A 15,220-nucleotide genomic window follows, 5' to 3' on the forward strand; every position below is an offset into this window, starting at 1 on the left:
CCAGCGGGTCCGGCGCAAACGCATGATTGACCGTTTCTGATGATTGGACCGCCATGACACCGCTTGACCAAATCAACGATCTCAAAGCCCGGATGGCCCAATCGATCATTGGACAGACTCAGGTCATCGACCGCCTTCTGATCGGGCTGCTGGCCAACGGGAACCTGCTGATCGAAGGTTTGCCGGGCCTGGCCAAAACCCGTGCCGTCAAGGCGATGGCGCGCAATCTTGATGCCGAGTTCAGCCGCATCCAGTTCACGCCCGACCTGCTGCCGTCCGACGTGACCGGGACCGAGGTCTATACCCAGACCGAAGCGGGCGGCACCTTTCGGTTCGAGCCCGGCCCGATCTTCGCCAACATCGTCCTGGCGGACGAGATCAACCGCGCGCCGGCCAAGGTTCAGGCTGCGCTACTTGAGGCGATGGAGGAGCGGCAGGTCACCGTATCCGGCACCACCCATAAGATGGAGCCGCTGTTCATCGTGATGGCCACTCAGAACCCCATCGAGCAGGAAGGGACCTATCCGCTGCCCGAGGCGCAGATGGACCGGTTTCTGATGCATGTTCAGATCACCTACCCCCCCGTCGAGGACGAGGTGCTGGTGATCCGTCTGGTCCGCGGCGAAGACACCGCCGCCAATTCCGGGACCACCGCCGAGAAACCCTCACCGATCCCGCAAGATGCCGTTTTTGCCGCCCGGCAGGAGATCGGGAAGATCCATGTCTCGGATGCTATGGATCGGTACATGGCCGATCTGGTTCAAGCCACCCGGACGCCGTCCGCGCTCAGCGATGACCTCGCTGCGTGGATCGAGATCGGCGCCAGCCCGCGGGCGTCGCTGGCGCTGGACAAGTGCGGCCGGGCCCATGCCTGGATGAATGGGCGCGACTATGTGGACCCGGCGGACATCCGTGCCATTGCCCATGACGTGTTCCGCCACCGCATCACGCTGAGTTTCGAAGCGCAGGGGGACGCCAAGACCGCCGATGACGTGATCGACGAGATCCTAAAGCTCGTCGCCCTGCCCTGATCGCAACAAAGGAGAGCCGCGTGTCCCCGACCGCAGCGACATCCCGCGACCCACGCATCCATGTTGATGCCCGCCACCTGCTGAGCCTCGGCGGGCGCACCGGCGCACTCAGCCTTTTGCCGCGACAGCCTGCCCGTTCGGTGCTGAACGGCCGCCATGCCTCGCGCCTGCGCGGGCGCGGCCTGAATTTCGAGGAACTGCGCACCTATCTGCCCGGCGACGACATCCGCACGATCGACTGGAAAGTGACGGCCCGAACGGGCGAGCCGCATGTGCGCGTCTATACCGAAGAGCGTGACCGCCCGGCGCTGCTGCTGGTGGATCAGCGGGTTTCGATGTTCTTCGGTACCCAAGTTTACATGAAATCGGTGGTGGCGGCCGAGGCCGCGGCCATCGCCGCCCATCGGGTCTTGGCACAGGGCGACCGCGTCGGCGGTATCGTGTTCGGCGATACCGACCTGGCCGAACATCGACCACAACGCCGCCCGGCGGCCTTGCGGCGGTTTCTGTCCTCGCTCGGCGCGCTCAATTGCAGCTTGCATGCTGGGTTGCGCCCGCAAACCACGGTCTCGCTGAACCAAGTGCTGCAACAGGCTGCGCGCGTCGCACATACCAATGCCTTGGTCTGTGTATTCTCGGATTTTGACGGCCTGACCGACGGGTCCGAACGGCTGCTGCGCCACCTGGCCCATTCCAATGACCTGATCCTGTTCGACATTTCCGACCCGATCTCGCGCCACATGCCGCCCGAGCTGCGGCTGACGGTCTCGGACGGCGACCAGCAGATCGAACTGGATGCGTCAGACCGCCAAATGTCGGACCGCGTGACCCAAGCGATGGAGCAGAGGCTGACGCAGCTGCAATCCTGGTCGCGCCGATACGGGTTTCCGATCGTCCCGTTGACCACGGCCGAGCCCGCACTGGCCCAAATCCTGAGGCTGTTCGGCCACCAAGGGGGGCGGTCATGACCCCGGACACCGAAGGCAAATCGCTGGTCGAGCTGCTGGACATGCTGAAACCGGCGCCCGAGCCGGCACCGATTTCCATGGTGCCACAGACCTGGGGCTGGGTTGCTCTGGCGGTCGCGCTGCTGCTCGTACTTGGTCTGATCCTCGTGACGATCTGGCGGCACCGGCAGGCAAATGCCTATCGGCGGTATGCCCTGAAGGAATTGGACCGATGCCAGAATGACCCGGCCAAAGCCGCCCAGATCGTGCGCCGTGCCGCCCTTGCCGCCTTTCACCGGTCTCAGGTGGCCAGTTTGACCGGTGACGACTGGACGAATTTTCTGGGCCAAACCGCTGATCTGTCAGGGTTTTCCGCCTCTGCCCTCGGCAATCTGGCGGCCGCTCCCTACCGCAAGGGGGTCACCGATCCGGATGCCACCGAACTGGCGCGGCACTGGATCAAGTCGCATCGGTCCAAGGGGGCGGTCTGATGTTAAGTTTCGCCGCGCCTTGGGTGTTTCTTCTGCTGCCGGTTCCGGCACTGGTCTATTTCTTTGCTCCGCCACACCGGCAACGGGTCGATGCCATTCGCATCCCGTTCTTTCGCCACGTTGCACAGGCGGCCGGGGCCGAGCCGCAATCCGGCTCGGTAACCCTGAGACGGACGCGGATGCAAACCGGTCTGGCGATCCTGATCTGGGTGCTTCTGGTTCTGGCAATGGCCCGGCCCGAACGGTTGGGCGACCCGATTGTCATCGAAAAATCCGCCCGCGACGTAGTGCTGGCCGTTGACATCTCGGGTTCGATGGACCAGCGCGATTTCAAGGCCGCAGATGGCACGCCCAAGCAGCGGCTGGAGGCCGTCAAGGACGTTCTGCGCGCCTTCATCGCCGCGCGCGACGGCGACCGGATGGCGCTGATCATCTTCGGCACCCGCGCTTTCGTTCAGGCCCCTTTCACCGAGGATTTGCAAAGCCTCAACGGCTTTCTGGACCAGACTGCCGTCGGCATGGCGGGTCCGAACACGGCGCTGGGCGATGCGATCGGGCTGGGCATCCGGACCTTCGAGTCGAGCGAGGTTGACCAACGTCTGATGATCGTGCTGTCGGACGGTGCCGACACCTCAAGCCGCATGACGCCGGTCAATGCCGCGTCGATTGCGGCGGACAAGGGCGTCGTGATCTACACGATCGGCGTCGGCGACCCGGATGCCACGGGCGAAGACCGGGTCGATCTGGACGCGCTGAAGGACATCGCCAACAAAACCCAAGGCCAGTATTTCTTTGCCGACGACCAGGCCGCCCTGACAGAGGTCTACCGGCAGATCGACGCCCAGAACCCCCGCGTGGTGGAAACCCAAAGCTACCGCCCGAGGGTCAGCCTTGCGCATTATCCGCTGGCGGCGGCGCTGCTCCTCATCCTCGCCAGCACTCTGGGCTTTCGCCTTTCACATGGTCGGAGGCGCGCGGCATGATTGACGCTCTGGCCCAGTTTCATTTCCTGCGCCCCTACTGGCTGTTGCTGTTGCTGCCTATTGCCGCTGTCTGGTGGCTGACCCGGCCGCGCAGATCGGGCAGCTCGGACCTGCCTGCGGGCATCGCGCCCCACCTGGCGCAGGCACTGCGTCTGGGGGCCGAAGATCAACGGCGGGTCGGTCCGCTGGACCTCGCCGCGCTCGCCGCTAGCCTTCTGACCCTTGCCGTGGCAGGGCCGACATGGTCACGGGCGCCGAACCCTCTGATCGCGGACACCGCGCCGCTGGTGATCGCGCTCAAGGTCACCGACAGCATGGAGGAGGCAGACCTGGCGCCGTCACGGCTGGACCGTGCCAAGTTGAAGATCACCGATCTGATCAACACCCGCGCAGGTGCGCCCACCGCCCTGATCGCCTATGCCGGAACGGCGCACCGGGTCGCGCCGCTGACCGAAGACGCCAACATCCTGCGCCCCTTGCTCGAAGGGTTGATCCCGGCAGTCATGCCGGTCGCGGGCGATGCCGCCGGTGACGCGCTGACGCTGGCGCAGGACATTCTGGGCGATCAGATGGGCACAGGTGCGGTTCTCTTCGTAATTGACGATATCGGTCCGCAACAGGTTTCCGCGTTGGGACAATCTGATACCCCGTTGTTTTTTCTGACAATGCTTCCGAATGGCCACCAGATCCCGCAACTGGACGGCCTGCGCAGCGCCACGATCGTTCCCTTCTCGGGCGACGACCGCGACATCACCCGGCTGAACCGCGGGATCACCCGCAGTTTTTCCGCGGCCCTGGGCGAGGATGACCGCGTCGACTGGCAGGACCGCGCCTGGATGCTGGCCTGGCCCGTCGCCTTGATCGCGCTGCTGTGGTTCCGACGTGGCTGGGTCATTCGCTGGGGGTTTGTGGCATTGCTGTTTCTGCCACCGACCGGCGCGCGCGCAGACGGTTGGCAGGACTGGTTCCTGACCCCGGACCAGCAGGGCCAGATCGCCATGAATCGCAAGGACTACGCCGCCGCCAGCACGCTGTTTAACGATCCGTATCACAGTGGTTATGCCCAGTTGAAAGCCGGGCAATATGCCGAAGCCTCCGAGACCTTTGCCCAGCTTTCCACGCCCGAAGCAGCGTTTGCCGAAGGCATGGCCCGCATCCGAAATCGAGAGTATCGTCCGGCCATCGCAGCCTTTGAAACCGCGCTGGAGCGCCGCCCGGATTGGCCGGAGGCCGCGTACAACCTGGCCGTCGCCCAGGCCATTCTGGCCGAGGTCGAATCCACCCGCGAGCAATCCGATACCGGCGAGGAGGCGGGCATCGGGGCGGATGACGTGGTGTTCGACAACGAAGCCGGTTTGGGCGCGGACACCACGCAACAGGCCGAGACCGGGGACGCCGCGCCCTTGTCGGCCGACCAGTGGATCAGCGCCATCGACACCGACATGCAGGACTTCCTGCGCAGCCGGTTTGTTCTTGAAAATCAGGAGCGTTCCCAATGAGGTACTTCGCGCTCTTGATGCTGCTTCTGTGGCCCGCCCAGGCTTCGGCGCAAGCACCAGACATCCAGCCCCGCGTCACGATCGAAGTGCCGCCGGATCCGACAATCGTCGGCCAGCCCGCCATCGTTCGCCTGAAGGTGCTGGTGCCGACCTACATGCCAAATCCGCCGGTCTTTCCATCGCTTGAACAGGAAAACCTTCTGGTACGCCTGCCCGATCGCGCTTCGGGGCCGGTCAGCGAGAGCGTCGAAGGCCAAACATGGTCCGGGGTTCAGCGCAGCTATCGGCTGTATCCGTTGGCCCCCGGTACGTATGAATTTGCGGCGGCCGAGGTGCAGGTGACATTTGCCGATCCCGAAACCAACGATCCCGTTCAGGTCTCGGTTCCCCTGCCTGCCGTTCGCCTGACAGTCGGGATTCCTGACGCAGCCCGAGGATTGGATCCCCTGATAATCGCTGACGGCTTCGAACTGTCGCAGGAGATTGAGGGCGATACCAGCCTTCAAACCGGAGACGCACTGACCCGCACCCTGACGGCAAAGATCACTGGAACGACCCCGATCATGATCCCGCCTTTGTTACCCGGGATTGAGGACCCGTTGTTGCGAGCCTATCCCAATGAGCCCCGACTGTCGGAAACCGAAGACCGGGGCGTTCTGTCCGGCCAGCGCACCGACCGCGTGACCTATGTGGCCCAGGACGGCGGACAGACCCAATTGCCGGCTGTCGAGATCGATTGGTTCAACCTCAAGACCAACAAGGTTGAAACTGCGCGCGCCGATTCCGTCGACCTCGTTCTTGCGCCGCCGCCTTGGCAGCCTCCGGACCGGGAAACCGTTCTGCAGCTGGTCGGCTATTTCTTCATTGGGGTCGTGATATTATGGTTTGTTTTTCGCAAGCTACATCCGGTTCTTATGGCACGCTGGGCAGCGGCCAGGCAACGCAGGCAGGCCTCGGCAGCGCATGCCTTTTCGGAACTCAAGCAGGCTGTGCGCCAACAAGACTTGGCCCGTGTTTATCAAACGTTGGAAGTCTGGAAACGGCGACTGGCCGACCCGCCAGACACTGCTGAATTCGAGGCTTCTCTGGCCGAAATCGGCGCGTCCAGATATGGCGGCGGCGATCAGCAAGCGGAAAACTGGAGCAAGGTCCGCGATTGCCTTGATCGTATCGTCCGCCCCTTGCGCCACTCTCAATCCGCCTTGCCTCAGCTCAATCCCTGACGCGGTTGCCAATTGCTGACCTTACGTCAAGACAATCTGAGCCAAATCCCAAGGCGCTATCTTCAAACATAAGTATTTTTAGATTGGTCTTTGTGATAGTTATCAATTGCCTAGAGGGGCTTGTCTTGATTCCCCCTTTTTGCCGAACCGCCTGACCTGCGAAGGGCGTGTTGAATGATTGACGGATCGGGGGACGCATTTTCCCCTTTTTGACTTTCCTGCAAGGCCGTTTTTGCCTGACCACATAAGGAGAAAAAGATGTCATCACAGGGAAATTTTACGCATCTATGGCGCAGAGGACTGCGACGATTGGCAGTTGCTACGGTTTCTGTCGCGCTGGCCGCGCCGGCCTGGGCGCAAGATCAGAAACCCAACATTCTGGTCATCTGGGGCGACGACATCGGTCAGTCGAACATCTCGGCCTATACCAAAGGCATGATGGGATACCGTACGCCCAATATCGACCGGGTCGCGAATGAAGGTATGATCTTCACCGACTATTATGGTGAGCAGTCCTGTACCGCAGGGCGGTCGTCTTACATCATGGGTCAGTCAGTGTTCCGCACAGGGCTGTCGAAAGTCGGCCTGCCAGGTGCCGATCTTGGTATGCAGGTCGAAGATCCGACCATTGCTGGGTTGTTGAAGGACCACGGCTATGCCACCGGTCAATTCGGCAAGAACCACCTGGGAGACAAAGATGAACATCTTCCGACAAACCACGGATTTGACGAATTTTTCGGAAATCTCTACCACCTGAACGCGGAAGAGGAGCCCGAGAACGAAGACTATCCGGGTGACACCGTTCTGCCCGATGGCCGGACTTTCCGCGAAGCGTTTGGTCCCCGTGGCGTCATTAAGTCCAAGGCCGACGGAACCATCGAAGATACCGGACCGCTGACCAAGAAGCGGATGGAAACCGTAGATGAGGAAACGGTGGCTGCGGCGATCGACTTCATCAAGCGGGCCCACGAGCAAGGCCAGCCCTTCTATGTCTGGTGGAACGGAACGCGCATGCACTTCCGCACTCATGTCAAAGACGAGATGCGCCAGCAGGCCAATGACATGACCGGACGTGTGATGGACGAATACTCGGCCGGCATGATCGAACATGACATGCATGTGGGCCAGCTGCTCGATCTGCTGGACGAGCTGGGCATCGCCGACAACACGATCGTCCATTACTCGACAGACAACGGACCGCACTACAATACGTGGCCCGATGCTGCGTCCACGCCGTTCTGGGGCGAAAAGAACACCAACTGGGAAGGCGGCTGGCGCGTGCCCTCGATGGTGCGTTGGCCCGGCAAGATCGAACCCGGATCGGTCACCAACGAGATCGTGCATCACATGGACTGGCTCCCGACCTATCTGGCGGCGGCCGGAGACCCCGAGATCAAGGACAAGCTGAAGGCAGGCTATTCGTCCTCGGGGATGGGTCGCGACTACAAGGTGCATCTGGACGGCTACAACATCCTGCCACTCTTGACGGGTGAAACCACAGAAAGCCCGCGCAAGGAGATCTTCTATTTTTCGGATGACGGCGACATGACGGCGCTGCGCTTCGGAGACTGGAAGCTGATCTTCCTAGAGCAGAAGGCTTGGGCCACCCTGCGCGCCTGGATGGAGCCATGGACCGAACTGCGCGTTCCGATCATCGTGAACCTGCGCCGCGATCCCTATGAACGCGGATATCGCACGTCCAACACCTACTACGACTGGATGATCGACCGCGTGTATTTCCTGGTGCCCGCGCAGCAATACGTGGCGAATTTCCTCGCAACCTTCCAGGAGTTCCCGCCGCGCCAGAAGGCGGCGAGCTTCAGCCTGGATCAGGTGATGGAAAAGATGCTGACGCCGACCAACAACTGATAAAAGTCGGCTCTACTCTCGAGGGTCGCCGGCTTGATCGGCGACCCTCATTTCTTTGATGCGAAAGGATATTTCATGTTCCGCCTGATCTTCTCAGCCGCCGTTTTCGCGTTGCCTGCGGGCCTTGCGGCGGACCCTCTGCCCAGTTGGACCGACAGTCCGGCCAAGGAACGGATCATCGCCTTTGTCGATACGGTGACGACGCCGAACTCGGACGGCTATGTCACCCCCGCAGACAGGGTGGCGGTTTTTGACAATGACGGAACGCTCTGGGCCGAGCAGCCGGTCTATTTCCAGTTCATCTACGCCATGGATGAGTTGGCCGAGATGGCGCAGGACGATCCCTCGGTCCTGACCACGCCGACCTTGGAGGCCGCGGCCAAGGGCGACACCGAAACCGTGCTGAAGGGCGGTGAAGATGCCTTGATCGAAGTCGTCAGCGCCACGCATTCGGGGCTCAGCGTCGATGCGTTCCAGGCTTCCGTCGCCGAATGGCTTCAGACGGAACGCCATCCCGATACGGGGCTGGCCTATGACCAGATGACGTATCAGCCCATGGTCGAACTGCTTCGGTATCTACGCGACGAGGGGTTCACGACCTACATAGTGTCGGGCGGAGGCCTGCATTTCATGCGCGTTTTCGCCGAGGACGCCTATGGGATACCGCCCAACCAGATCTTGGGGACCTATGCGGACAGCACCTACGACCTTGTCGACGGCACGCCCACGATCATGAAGGCGCCCGCGCTGGCGTTCATCGACGACAAGGAGGGCAAGCCGATCAACATCGAGCGTACGATCGGGAAACGCCCAATCCTGGCGGTCGGCAACTCGGACGGTGATTTTGCCATGCTGGAATGGACTACCGCTGGCGACGGGCCGCGGATGGGCGTTCTGATCCACCACACAGATGCCGAACGGGAATGGGCCTATGATCGCGACAGCCACATCGGTCGGCTGGTCGACGGGCTGGACAAAGGCCCTGAAATGGGCTGGGTTATTGTGGATATGGCCAAGGACTGGTCCCGGGTTTTCACCGGCTCGAACTAAAGCGCGGAAAGGTCGGCACACACATGTGGACATTCATCGCCTCGCTGTCCGTCTTTGCCATCTACTGTGTCGCGGTGTTTTTCGCAGTACGAGCCGCCCAGACGGCGCGCACCCCGCAGGGTGCCGTGGGATGGGTGGTGTTTCTGCTTTCGGCACCGTTTCTGGCGGTGCCGCTATACCTGTTTCTGGGACATCACCGGTTCAAAGGGTATCGGATCGCCCGCAAGGAAAGTGAGCGCGTGGTCGAAGGGATCCGCAGCTTTGCCGATCACTCGAAACCCGATCCAGCGACGCTAACCGTCAATCCGCGCCCGTTTGAGGCGCTGGCTCACCTGCCCCTGTCCCGCGGCAACGGGGCCGAACTGTTGATCGACGGAGAGGCGACGTTTCAATCCATCTTCCGTGCGATCGATGCGGCCAAAAACTATGTCCTCATTCAGTTCTACATCGTGCGCGATGACGCGCTGGGGCTGGAACTGCAGGACAGGCTGATCGATGCGGCCAAACGCGGGGTCAGCGTCCGGTTCATGACTGACGCGGTGGGCAGCTATGGCCTGCCGTCCTCATACCTGGAGGAGCTGCGCTCGGCCGGTGTGGATGTCGCTGATCCACGCGACCAGCGCGGGCCGAAGTTCCGGTTTCAGCTGAATTACCGCAACCACCGCAAGACCGTGATCATCGACGGCGAAACCGGGTTCATCGGCGGGCACAATGTGGGCGTCGAATACCTGGGGCAGGATCCGTATTTTGGCCGCTGGCGGGACACCCACATCAAGATGACCGGCCATATCGTTCGTCAGTTGCAGCTGATTTTCACCGAGGACTGGCACTGGGCCCGCGGAGAAGACCTGATTGACGTTCTGGACTGGGCGGGGTCGGAATCCGATCAGGACATGAACGCGCTGCTGGTCGCCACCGGACCGGGCGACGCGACTGAAACTGGGTCGTTGATGTTCTTTTCCACCATCGCTGCGGCACAGGAGCGGTTGTGGATCGCATCACCTTATTTCGTGCCGGATATCGACGTGATGACAGCACTGGAACATGCCGCGCTGCGCGGCGTCGACGTCCGCATTCTGGTGCCGGACATGATTGACCACCGCCTGCCCTGGTTGGCGGCCTTTGCCTATTTCGATGAAATCCGGGATTCCGGCGTGCGCGTATTCCGCTATACCGATGGATTCATGCACCAAAAGGTCATTCTGGTGGACGACACGTTGGCCGCAGTTGGCACCACCAACCTGGACAACCGCTCGTTCCGTCTGAATTTTGAAGCGATGGCGCTGTTTTTCGACAGCCGGGCAGCCGCTGCCACCGAGAACATGCTGAAGACCGATTTCGAAGCCAGCTACGAAATGACCAGAAGCCTAGCCCAGCAACCGCCGCATATCCGCTATGGCGCGCCTTTGGCGCGGTTGTTCTCGCCGATCCTCTAGGTCAGGAACCGTTCCTGGAACACGCGCGTCATCAGCGCGACCATGAATGCTGTGGAAAGACCAAAGGCCAACAATCCGGTGACCGAGGCAAAGGCCCCGAATATCCGCAGCCCCTCTCCCAATACAATGTCGCCATAGCCCAGCGTCGTGAAGGTCACGAGCGAAAAATAAAGGGCCGAGTTCCAGTCCGGCAGGACATCTCCCATCACCCAGACGATCGCCCAGATCCACACCTGGATCGTATGCGTCGCCACGATGACGGCCAGCGCCAAGGCGATCGGGCCCGCCGTGGGCAGAAAGGTTCCCTGCCCTTCCCATCTGTCGATCACCTTGCGCACCAGGATGGTGCACCATGTGAGCAGCCCGATCTCGATCAGGAAACACAGCCCGAGATAGAAGCTGCCCCAAAGGATCTGCTGCGACAATGTCATGGTAATACCCTGCATCGGCCCGGAAACTGAAACTGCACAATGGCGGCTCTGCTCTCAAGGCACAAGGCCGGACAGCGGGCGGTCGTGCGACGAAAAGAACCGAAACTTTTTGAAGGCTGGACAGCGGATCGGCGCGCCGCACATTGTAGAGCGCACCAGGTGAGACTGATCATGTTGTTGGAAATACAGAATATCCACAAAACCTACCCGCGCGGGCGGCCTGTCCTGAACGACGTATCGTTGTCGCTGGAACGCGGTCAGACGCTTGCCATCACCGGCGAAAGTGGCAGCGGCAAAAGCACGTTGCTGAACCTTGCCGGCGCGCTGGACAGTTTTGACAGCGGTGAGATCGTTCTGGATGGCACGGCGTTGTCGCGACTGGACGATCGCGGCCGCGCATTGCTACGGCGCGAAGATGTGTCCCTGGTGTTCCAGCAATTCAATCTGATCCCGTCACTGACGGTTGCGCAGAACCTGTCATTTCATGCCCGGCTTGCAAATCGAGTTGACCCCGAGTGGCTCGCGCATCTGACCGCGACGCTCGGTCTCGCCGATTTGACACAACGCTATCCCGAACATCTGTCGGGCGGCCAGCAACAGCGGGTCGCGATTGGCCGGGCCCTTGCCGTCCGACCCAAGCTGCTGCTGGCGGACGAGCCGACGGGAAACCTGGACGAGACTGCAAGCGCGGCGGTTCTGGACCTTATGCTGTCCTTGGTTGCGGATACAGGGGCGGCCCTGCTGCTGGTCACGCATTCGCCCGTTATCGCGGCTCGGCTTGATCGAACGGCGCATCTGGCAAACGGTCGGATCGCATGACTCGCACCGTGATCCAGGCCCTCTGGTCGCATTGGCGTTGGCACCGTATCCAACTGGCCACGCTGCTGATCGGAATCGCGCTTGCGACAGGCCTTTGGTCGGCGGTCCAGGCCATCAACGCCGAAGCCCGGGCCAGCTATGCGCGTGCCAACCAACAATTGGCGCTTGGGCAGATGGAGATGCTGCGGCATCCGTCCGGCCACATTCCATTGGAAACATACGTAAATCTGCGTCGCGCCGGATGGCAGGTCGCGGCCGTTCTGGAAGGTCGGTACAGGGTTGGGGACCGCTCGGTTCTTTTGACCGGCGTGGACCTTGTCGCCTACCCCCCGCTTCCGGCGGTAACGCAACTGGAACAGGAAGAAGCCCCACCCGACCCGGCGGCCATGCTGACCGCGCCCGGCCGACTGCTGGCGCCACCAGACTTGGTGCCGATGCTGGAGGATCGGCCCGATCTTCCACCGGCGATCGCCAGCACTGCGCTTCCCCCCAATGTGGTTCTGACCGATATCGGCGTAGCTGAGACGTTGCTGAACAAACCGGGTGAGATTTCGCGACTTGCCATCCTGCCCGATCAGCCTCGCGGAGTTGCGCCCCTGTCCCAGGTTGCGCCAGAGCTGAACCGCCAGCCCCCCGGAAACAGCGTCGACACTGCCCGCCTGACCGACAGCTTCCACCTGAACCTTTCCGCGTTCGGCCTGCTGTCCTTCGCCGTCGGGCTGTTCATTGTACATGGAACGGTTGGGCTGGCCTTTGCGCAGCGCCGCGGAATGGTGCGCAGTCTGCGTGCGATGGGTGTCCCGATGGGGACGCTTTCCCGCGTCATTCTGGCCGAACTTGTAGGTCTGGCTTTGATCGGTGGATCCATGGGCCTTCTGCTGGGTTTTTTCCTGGCCGGGGCGTTGTTGCCCGATGTCGCCGCAACCCTGCGCGGGCTCTATGGGGCTCCGGTGGATGGCCAGTTGCAACTGAGGGGCGGCTGGGTGCTGGCCGGACTGGGTATGTCCATCGCAGGGACCCTGGCGGCCAGCGGATACGCCCTGTGGCGTCTGAGCCGAATGCCGATATTGTCCGGCCCAGGCCTGCAGGCATGGCGTGGACGCAGCACACGAGCCGTCGTGACCGGACTGGCGGGTGTTGGGCTCGCTCTTGGCGGGGTCGTGATCTTTCTGCTCTTTGGCGGATTGGTCGCTGGTTTCGCTCTGATGGCAGGCATTCTGACCGGCAGCGCCCTTTTGCTGCCTCTGGTTCTGTCCAGCATATTGCACCTGTGCGCGGGGCGCGCCCGTGACCCGGTTCGGCAGTGGGTGCTGGCCGACATGCAGGCCCAGCTGCCGGGCCTGTCGCTTGCACTGATGGCTCTGCTGCTGGCCCTGGCCGCCAATATCGGTGTCGGAACCATGGTGTCCAGCTTCCGGCTTACCTTCGTCGGTTGGCTGGACCAGCGCCTGATGGCCGAGCTGTACATCACGGCAAAGGACTCGGATCAAGGTCTCGAGATCGAGACATGGCTGACCCCGCGCGTTGACGCAGTCCTACCGATACGGAATGTGGAGCTGGATCATCCAACAGGCCCGCTGTTTCTGTACGGAGTGGTCGATCACGCGACCTACCGGGACAACTGGCCCCTTGTCGCCGCTGTCCCGGACGTATGGACCAAGGTTCTGGCCGACGGCGCCATCCTGATCAACGAACAACTGGCCCGCCGTGCTGATCTGTGGCCCGGGGATTCGATTGCGCTCAACGCCGATCACACTCTGGCAATCGCTGGCGTCTATTCCGACTACGGCAATCCGACCGGGCAAGCGATTGTCTCAATGGACCTGTTCGGCAGGATCGCACCAAATGCCGAAAACCGACGGTTTGGTATTCGCATCGCTGCGGAGCGCGTAGATGAGCTGGCGGCGGATCTGCAGAACAGGTTTGATCTGGACCCCGGCGCGATCATCCGGCAGGCCGCGCTGAAGGCGCAGTCCATGGCGATCTTCGAAAAGACATTTGTCGTGACATCCGCTCTGAACATCCTGACGCTTGGCGTGGCCGGCTTTGCCATTCTGACCAGCTTGCTTACGCTCTGGACCCAGCGGCTGCCTCAGATCGCTCCGGTCTGGGCAATGGGGCTGACGCTGTCGCATCTGTCGAAACTGGAACTGGCGCGGAGCATGGTTCTGGCTTTCCTTACCGCCTGCCTCGCCTTGCCGCTGGGTCTGGCACTGGCTTGGATTCTGCTGGCCGTCATCAATGTCGAGGCGTTTGGATGGCGGCTACCCATGCACCTTTTCCCGTCGTCATGGGTGCAGCTCATGCTGTGGACACTTGTGGCCGCCGCCCTTGCCGCGGCGCTGCCTGCCTGGCGGCTTCGGCGGATGCCGCCGGCCGATCTGCTGAGGGTCTTTGCCAATGAACGCTAAACTACTCGTGTGTGCGCTGTTCTGGCCCCTTGCGGCAATGGCGCAGGGGTTTGCCGGTTTGGGCGGTTCAGCCGACGGGTTTGACGTACCACAACCAGAGTACCAGTTCGAATTCCCCGCCGACCACGGCCCGCATCCGTCCTATCGGATCGAATGGTGGTACCTGACGGCCAACCTGACCGGGGAGGACGGTCGGGACTACGGCATACAGTGGACTCTGTTTCGCTCTGCCTTGAAGCCATTTGAAACCGCCGGCTGGCAAAGCCCACAGATCTGGATGGGCCATGCCGCGCTGACAACTCCGGAACGCCACTTTTTTGCCGAGCGCCTGTCTCGTGGTGGAATTGGTCAGGCCGGTGTCACGGCCGACCCGTTCGAAGCATGGATCGACGAATGGCGCATGGCAGGACCAACGCTCCAGACCCTGACCCTGACTGCAAACGGAGCCGATTTCGGGTACGACCTGAACCTGTCTGCCTCGGGGCCGCTGGTTTTTCATGGTGAGAATGGCTTTTCCGTAAAATCCGCTGATGGGCAGGCCAGCTACTATTATTCGCAGCCGGGCTACGCCGTCCAGGGCACGCTGCATCTGCCCGACGGCGATGTAGCGGTCACCGGGAACGGATGGCTGGACCGAGAGTGGTCTTCCCAGCCTCTGTCCGCCGATCAGTCCGGGTGGGACTGGTTCTCACTCAGTTTCGAGGACGGCGACAAGTTGATGGCGTTTCGCCTGCGCGGCGGACGTGGGGACTATACCTCAGCCACCTGGATCAACGCGGACGGTTCCAGCCGCAGCCTGCCGGACGGGTCGGTTATATTCACACCACTGGAAACCAGCCGGGTGGCGGAGCGCGATGTTCCGACGGATTGGCGCGTGACCATCCCGGGCGAGGATCTGGACATTCGCGTCCAAGCTCAGAATACCCAAGCCTGGATGGGGACGGGCTTTCAGTATTGGGAGGGACCGGTCACCGTGTCAGGCAGCCACAAGGGGCGCGGCTACCTTGAGATGACCGGGTACTAGCGGGAC

The 15,220-nt window shown here is 61.9% G+C and carries 13 protein-coding genes; 12 read left to right on the forward strand and 1 reads right to left on the reverse strand.

Annotated features, from left to right (window positions below):
• Window positions 1-53 precede the first annotated feature (53 nt).
• The 9 genes from ACR0EF_RS06140 (at window position 54) to cls (ending at window position 10,529) form a co-directional block, all read left to right on the forward strand.
• Window positions 54-1,031 (forward strand): AAA family ATPase, encoded by a 978-nt coding sequence (locus ACR0EF_RS06140; RefSeq protein ID WP_170373341.1) that lies wholly within the window; start codon window positions 54-56, stop codon window positions 1,029-1,031.
• Window positions 1,032-1,051: 20 nt separating this feature from the next.
• Window positions 1,052-1,999 carry a DUF58 domain-containing protein gene (locus ACR0EF_RS06145; RefSeq protein WP_170373340.1) on the forward strand — a complete coding sequence of 316 codons (948 nt, stop codon included), beginning with the start codon at window positions 1,052-1,054 and terminating at the stop codon, window positions 1,997-1,999.
• Complete coding sequence (locus ACR0EF_RS06150; protein WP_170373339.1) at window positions 1,996-2,469, forward strand: DUF4381 domain-containing protein; 474 nt, start codon at window positions 1,996-1,998, stop codon at window positions 2,467-2,469. Before ACR0EF_RS06145 ends, ACR0EF_RS06150 begins: the two co-directional genes overlap by 4 nt.
• Complete coding sequence (locus ACR0EF_RS06155; RefSeq protein WP_170373338.1) at window positions 2,469-3,452, forward strand: vWA domain-containing protein; 984 nt, start codon at window positions 2,469-2,471, stop codon at window positions 3,450-3,452. Before ACR0EF_RS06150 ends, ACR0EF_RS06155 begins: the two co-directional genes overlap by 1 nt.
• Entirely contained in the window at window positions 3,449-4,951 is a 1,503-nt protein-coding gene (locus ACR0EF_RS06160) for a vWA domain-containing protein (RefSeq protein ID WP_170373337.1), read from the forward strand. Before ACR0EF_RS06155 ends, ACR0EF_RS06160 begins: the two co-directional genes overlap by 4 nt.
• A complete protein-coding gene (locus ACR0EF_RS06165) occupies window positions 4,948-6,174 on the forward strand; it encodes a BatD family protein (RefSeq protein ID WP_170370505.1) in 1,227 nt (408 codons plus the stop codon). The genes ACR0EF_RS06160 and ACR0EF_RS06165 overlap by 4 nt, the downstream gene beginning before the upstream one ends.
• Window positions 6,175-6,432: 258 nt before the next feature.
• Window positions 6,433-8,043, forward strand: coding sequence for an arylsulfatase (locus ACR0EF_RS06170; protein WP_170370506.1), 1,611 nt, complete (start codon window positions 6,433-6,435; stop codon window positions 8,041-8,043).
• 75 nt (window positions 8,044-8,118) lie between these two features.
• Window positions 8,119-9,093, forward strand: a complete 975-nt coding sequence (locus ACR0EF_RS06175) for an HAD family hydrolase (RefSeq protein ID WP_170373336.1) — start codon at window positions 8,119-8,121, stop codon at window positions 9,091-9,093.
• 23 nt (window positions 9,094-9,116) lie between these two features.
• Complete coding sequence (gene cls / locus ACR0EF_RS06180) at window positions 9,117-10,529, forward strand: cardiolipin synthase (protein WP_170373335.1); 1,413 nt, start codon at window positions 9,117-9,119, stop codon at window positions 10,527-10,529.
• Here cls and ACR0EF_RS06185 read toward each other — a convergent pair.
• Entirely contained in the window at window positions 10,526-10,960 is a 435-nt protein-coding gene (locus ACR0EF_RS06185) for an ion channel (RefSeq protein WP_170373334.1), read from the reverse strand. The two genes, cls and ACR0EF_RS06185, sit on opposite strands and share 4 nt — an antisense overlap.
• Window positions 10,961-11,131: 171 nt before the next feature.
• Between ACR0EF_RS06185 and ACR0EF_RS06190 the strand changes: the two genes are divergently transcribed.
• The 3 genes from ACR0EF_RS06190 to ACR0EF_RS06200 are packed head-to-tail and all read left to right on the forward strand — an operon-like array spanning window position 11,132 to window position 15,214.
• Window positions 11,132-11,779 (forward strand): ABC transporter ATP-binding protein, encoded by a 648-nt coding sequence (locus tag ACR0EF_RS06190; protein WP_170338488.1) that lies wholly within the window; start codon window positions 11,132-11,134, stop codon window positions 11,777-11,779.
• Window positions 11,776-14,190: an ABC transporter permease gene (locus ACR0EF_RS06195; protein ID WP_170373333.1), complete on the forward strand. Its 2,415-nt coding sequence runs from the start codon at window positions 11,776-11,778 to the stop codon at window positions 14,188-14,190. The genes ACR0EF_RS06190 and ACR0EF_RS06195 overlap by 4 nt, the downstream gene beginning before the upstream one ends.
• Window positions 14,180-15,214: a lipocalin-like domain-containing protein gene (locus ACR0EF_RS06200; protein WP_170370509.1), complete on the forward strand. Its 1,035-nt coding sequence runs from the start codon at window positions 14,180-14,182 to the stop codon at window positions 15,212-15,214. The genes ACR0EF_RS06195 and ACR0EF_RS06200 overlap by 11 nt, the downstream gene beginning before the upstream one ends.
• Window positions 15,215-15,220: the final 6 nt, after the last annotated feature.

The organism is Ruegeria sp. CG8, from assembly GCF_056537165.1.

Coding starts and splice junctions, on each gene's coding strand:
- ACR0EF_RS06140 (WP_170373341.1), top strand. CDS start 54: ATGACACCGCTTGACCAAATCAACGATCTCAAAGCCCGGATGGCCCAA.
- ACR0EF_RS06150 (WP_170373339.1), top strand. CDS start 1,996: ATGACCCCGGACACCGAAGGCAAATCGCTGGTCGAGCTGCTGGACATG.
- ACR0EF_RS06155 (WP_170373338.1), top strand. CDS start 2,469: ATGTTAAGTTTCGCCGCGCCTTGGGTGTTTCTTCTGCTGCCGGTTCCG.
- ACR0EF_RS06160 (WP_170373337.1), top strand. CDS start 3,449: ATGATTGACGCTCTGGCCCAGTTTCATTTCCTGCGCCCCTACTGGCTG.
- ACR0EF_RS06165 (WP_170370505.1), top strand. CDS start 4,948: ATGAGGTACTTCGCGCTCTTGATGCTGCTTCTGTGGCCCGCCCAGGCT.
- ACR0EF_RS06170 (WP_170370506.1), top strand. CDS start 6,433: ATGTCATCACAGGGAAATTTTACGCATCTATGGCGCAGAGGACTGCGA.
- ACR0EF_RS06175 (WP_170373336.1), top strand. CDS start 8,119: ATGTTCCGCCTGATCTTCTCAGCCGCCGTTTTCGCGTTGCCTGCGGGC.
- cls (WP_170373335.1), top strand. CDS start 9,117: ATGTGGACATTCATCGCCTCGCTGTCCGTCTTTGCCATCTACTGTGTC.
- ACR0EF_RS06185 (WP_170373334.1), bottom strand. CDS start 10,960: ATGACATTGTCGCAGCAGATCCTTTGGGGCAGCTTCTATCTCGGGCTG.
- ACR0EF_RS06190 (WP_170338488.1), top strand. CDS start 11,132: ATGTTGTTGGAAATACAGAATATCCACAAAACCTACCCGCGCGGGCGG.
- ACR0EF_RS06195 (WP_170373333.1), top strand. CDS start 11,776: ATGACTCGCACCGTGATCCAGGCCCTCTGGTCGCATTGGCGTTGGCAC.
- ACR0EF_RS06200 (WP_170370509.1), top strand. CDS start 14,180: ATGAACGCTAAACTACTCGTGTGTGCGCTGTTCTGGCCCCTTGCGGCA.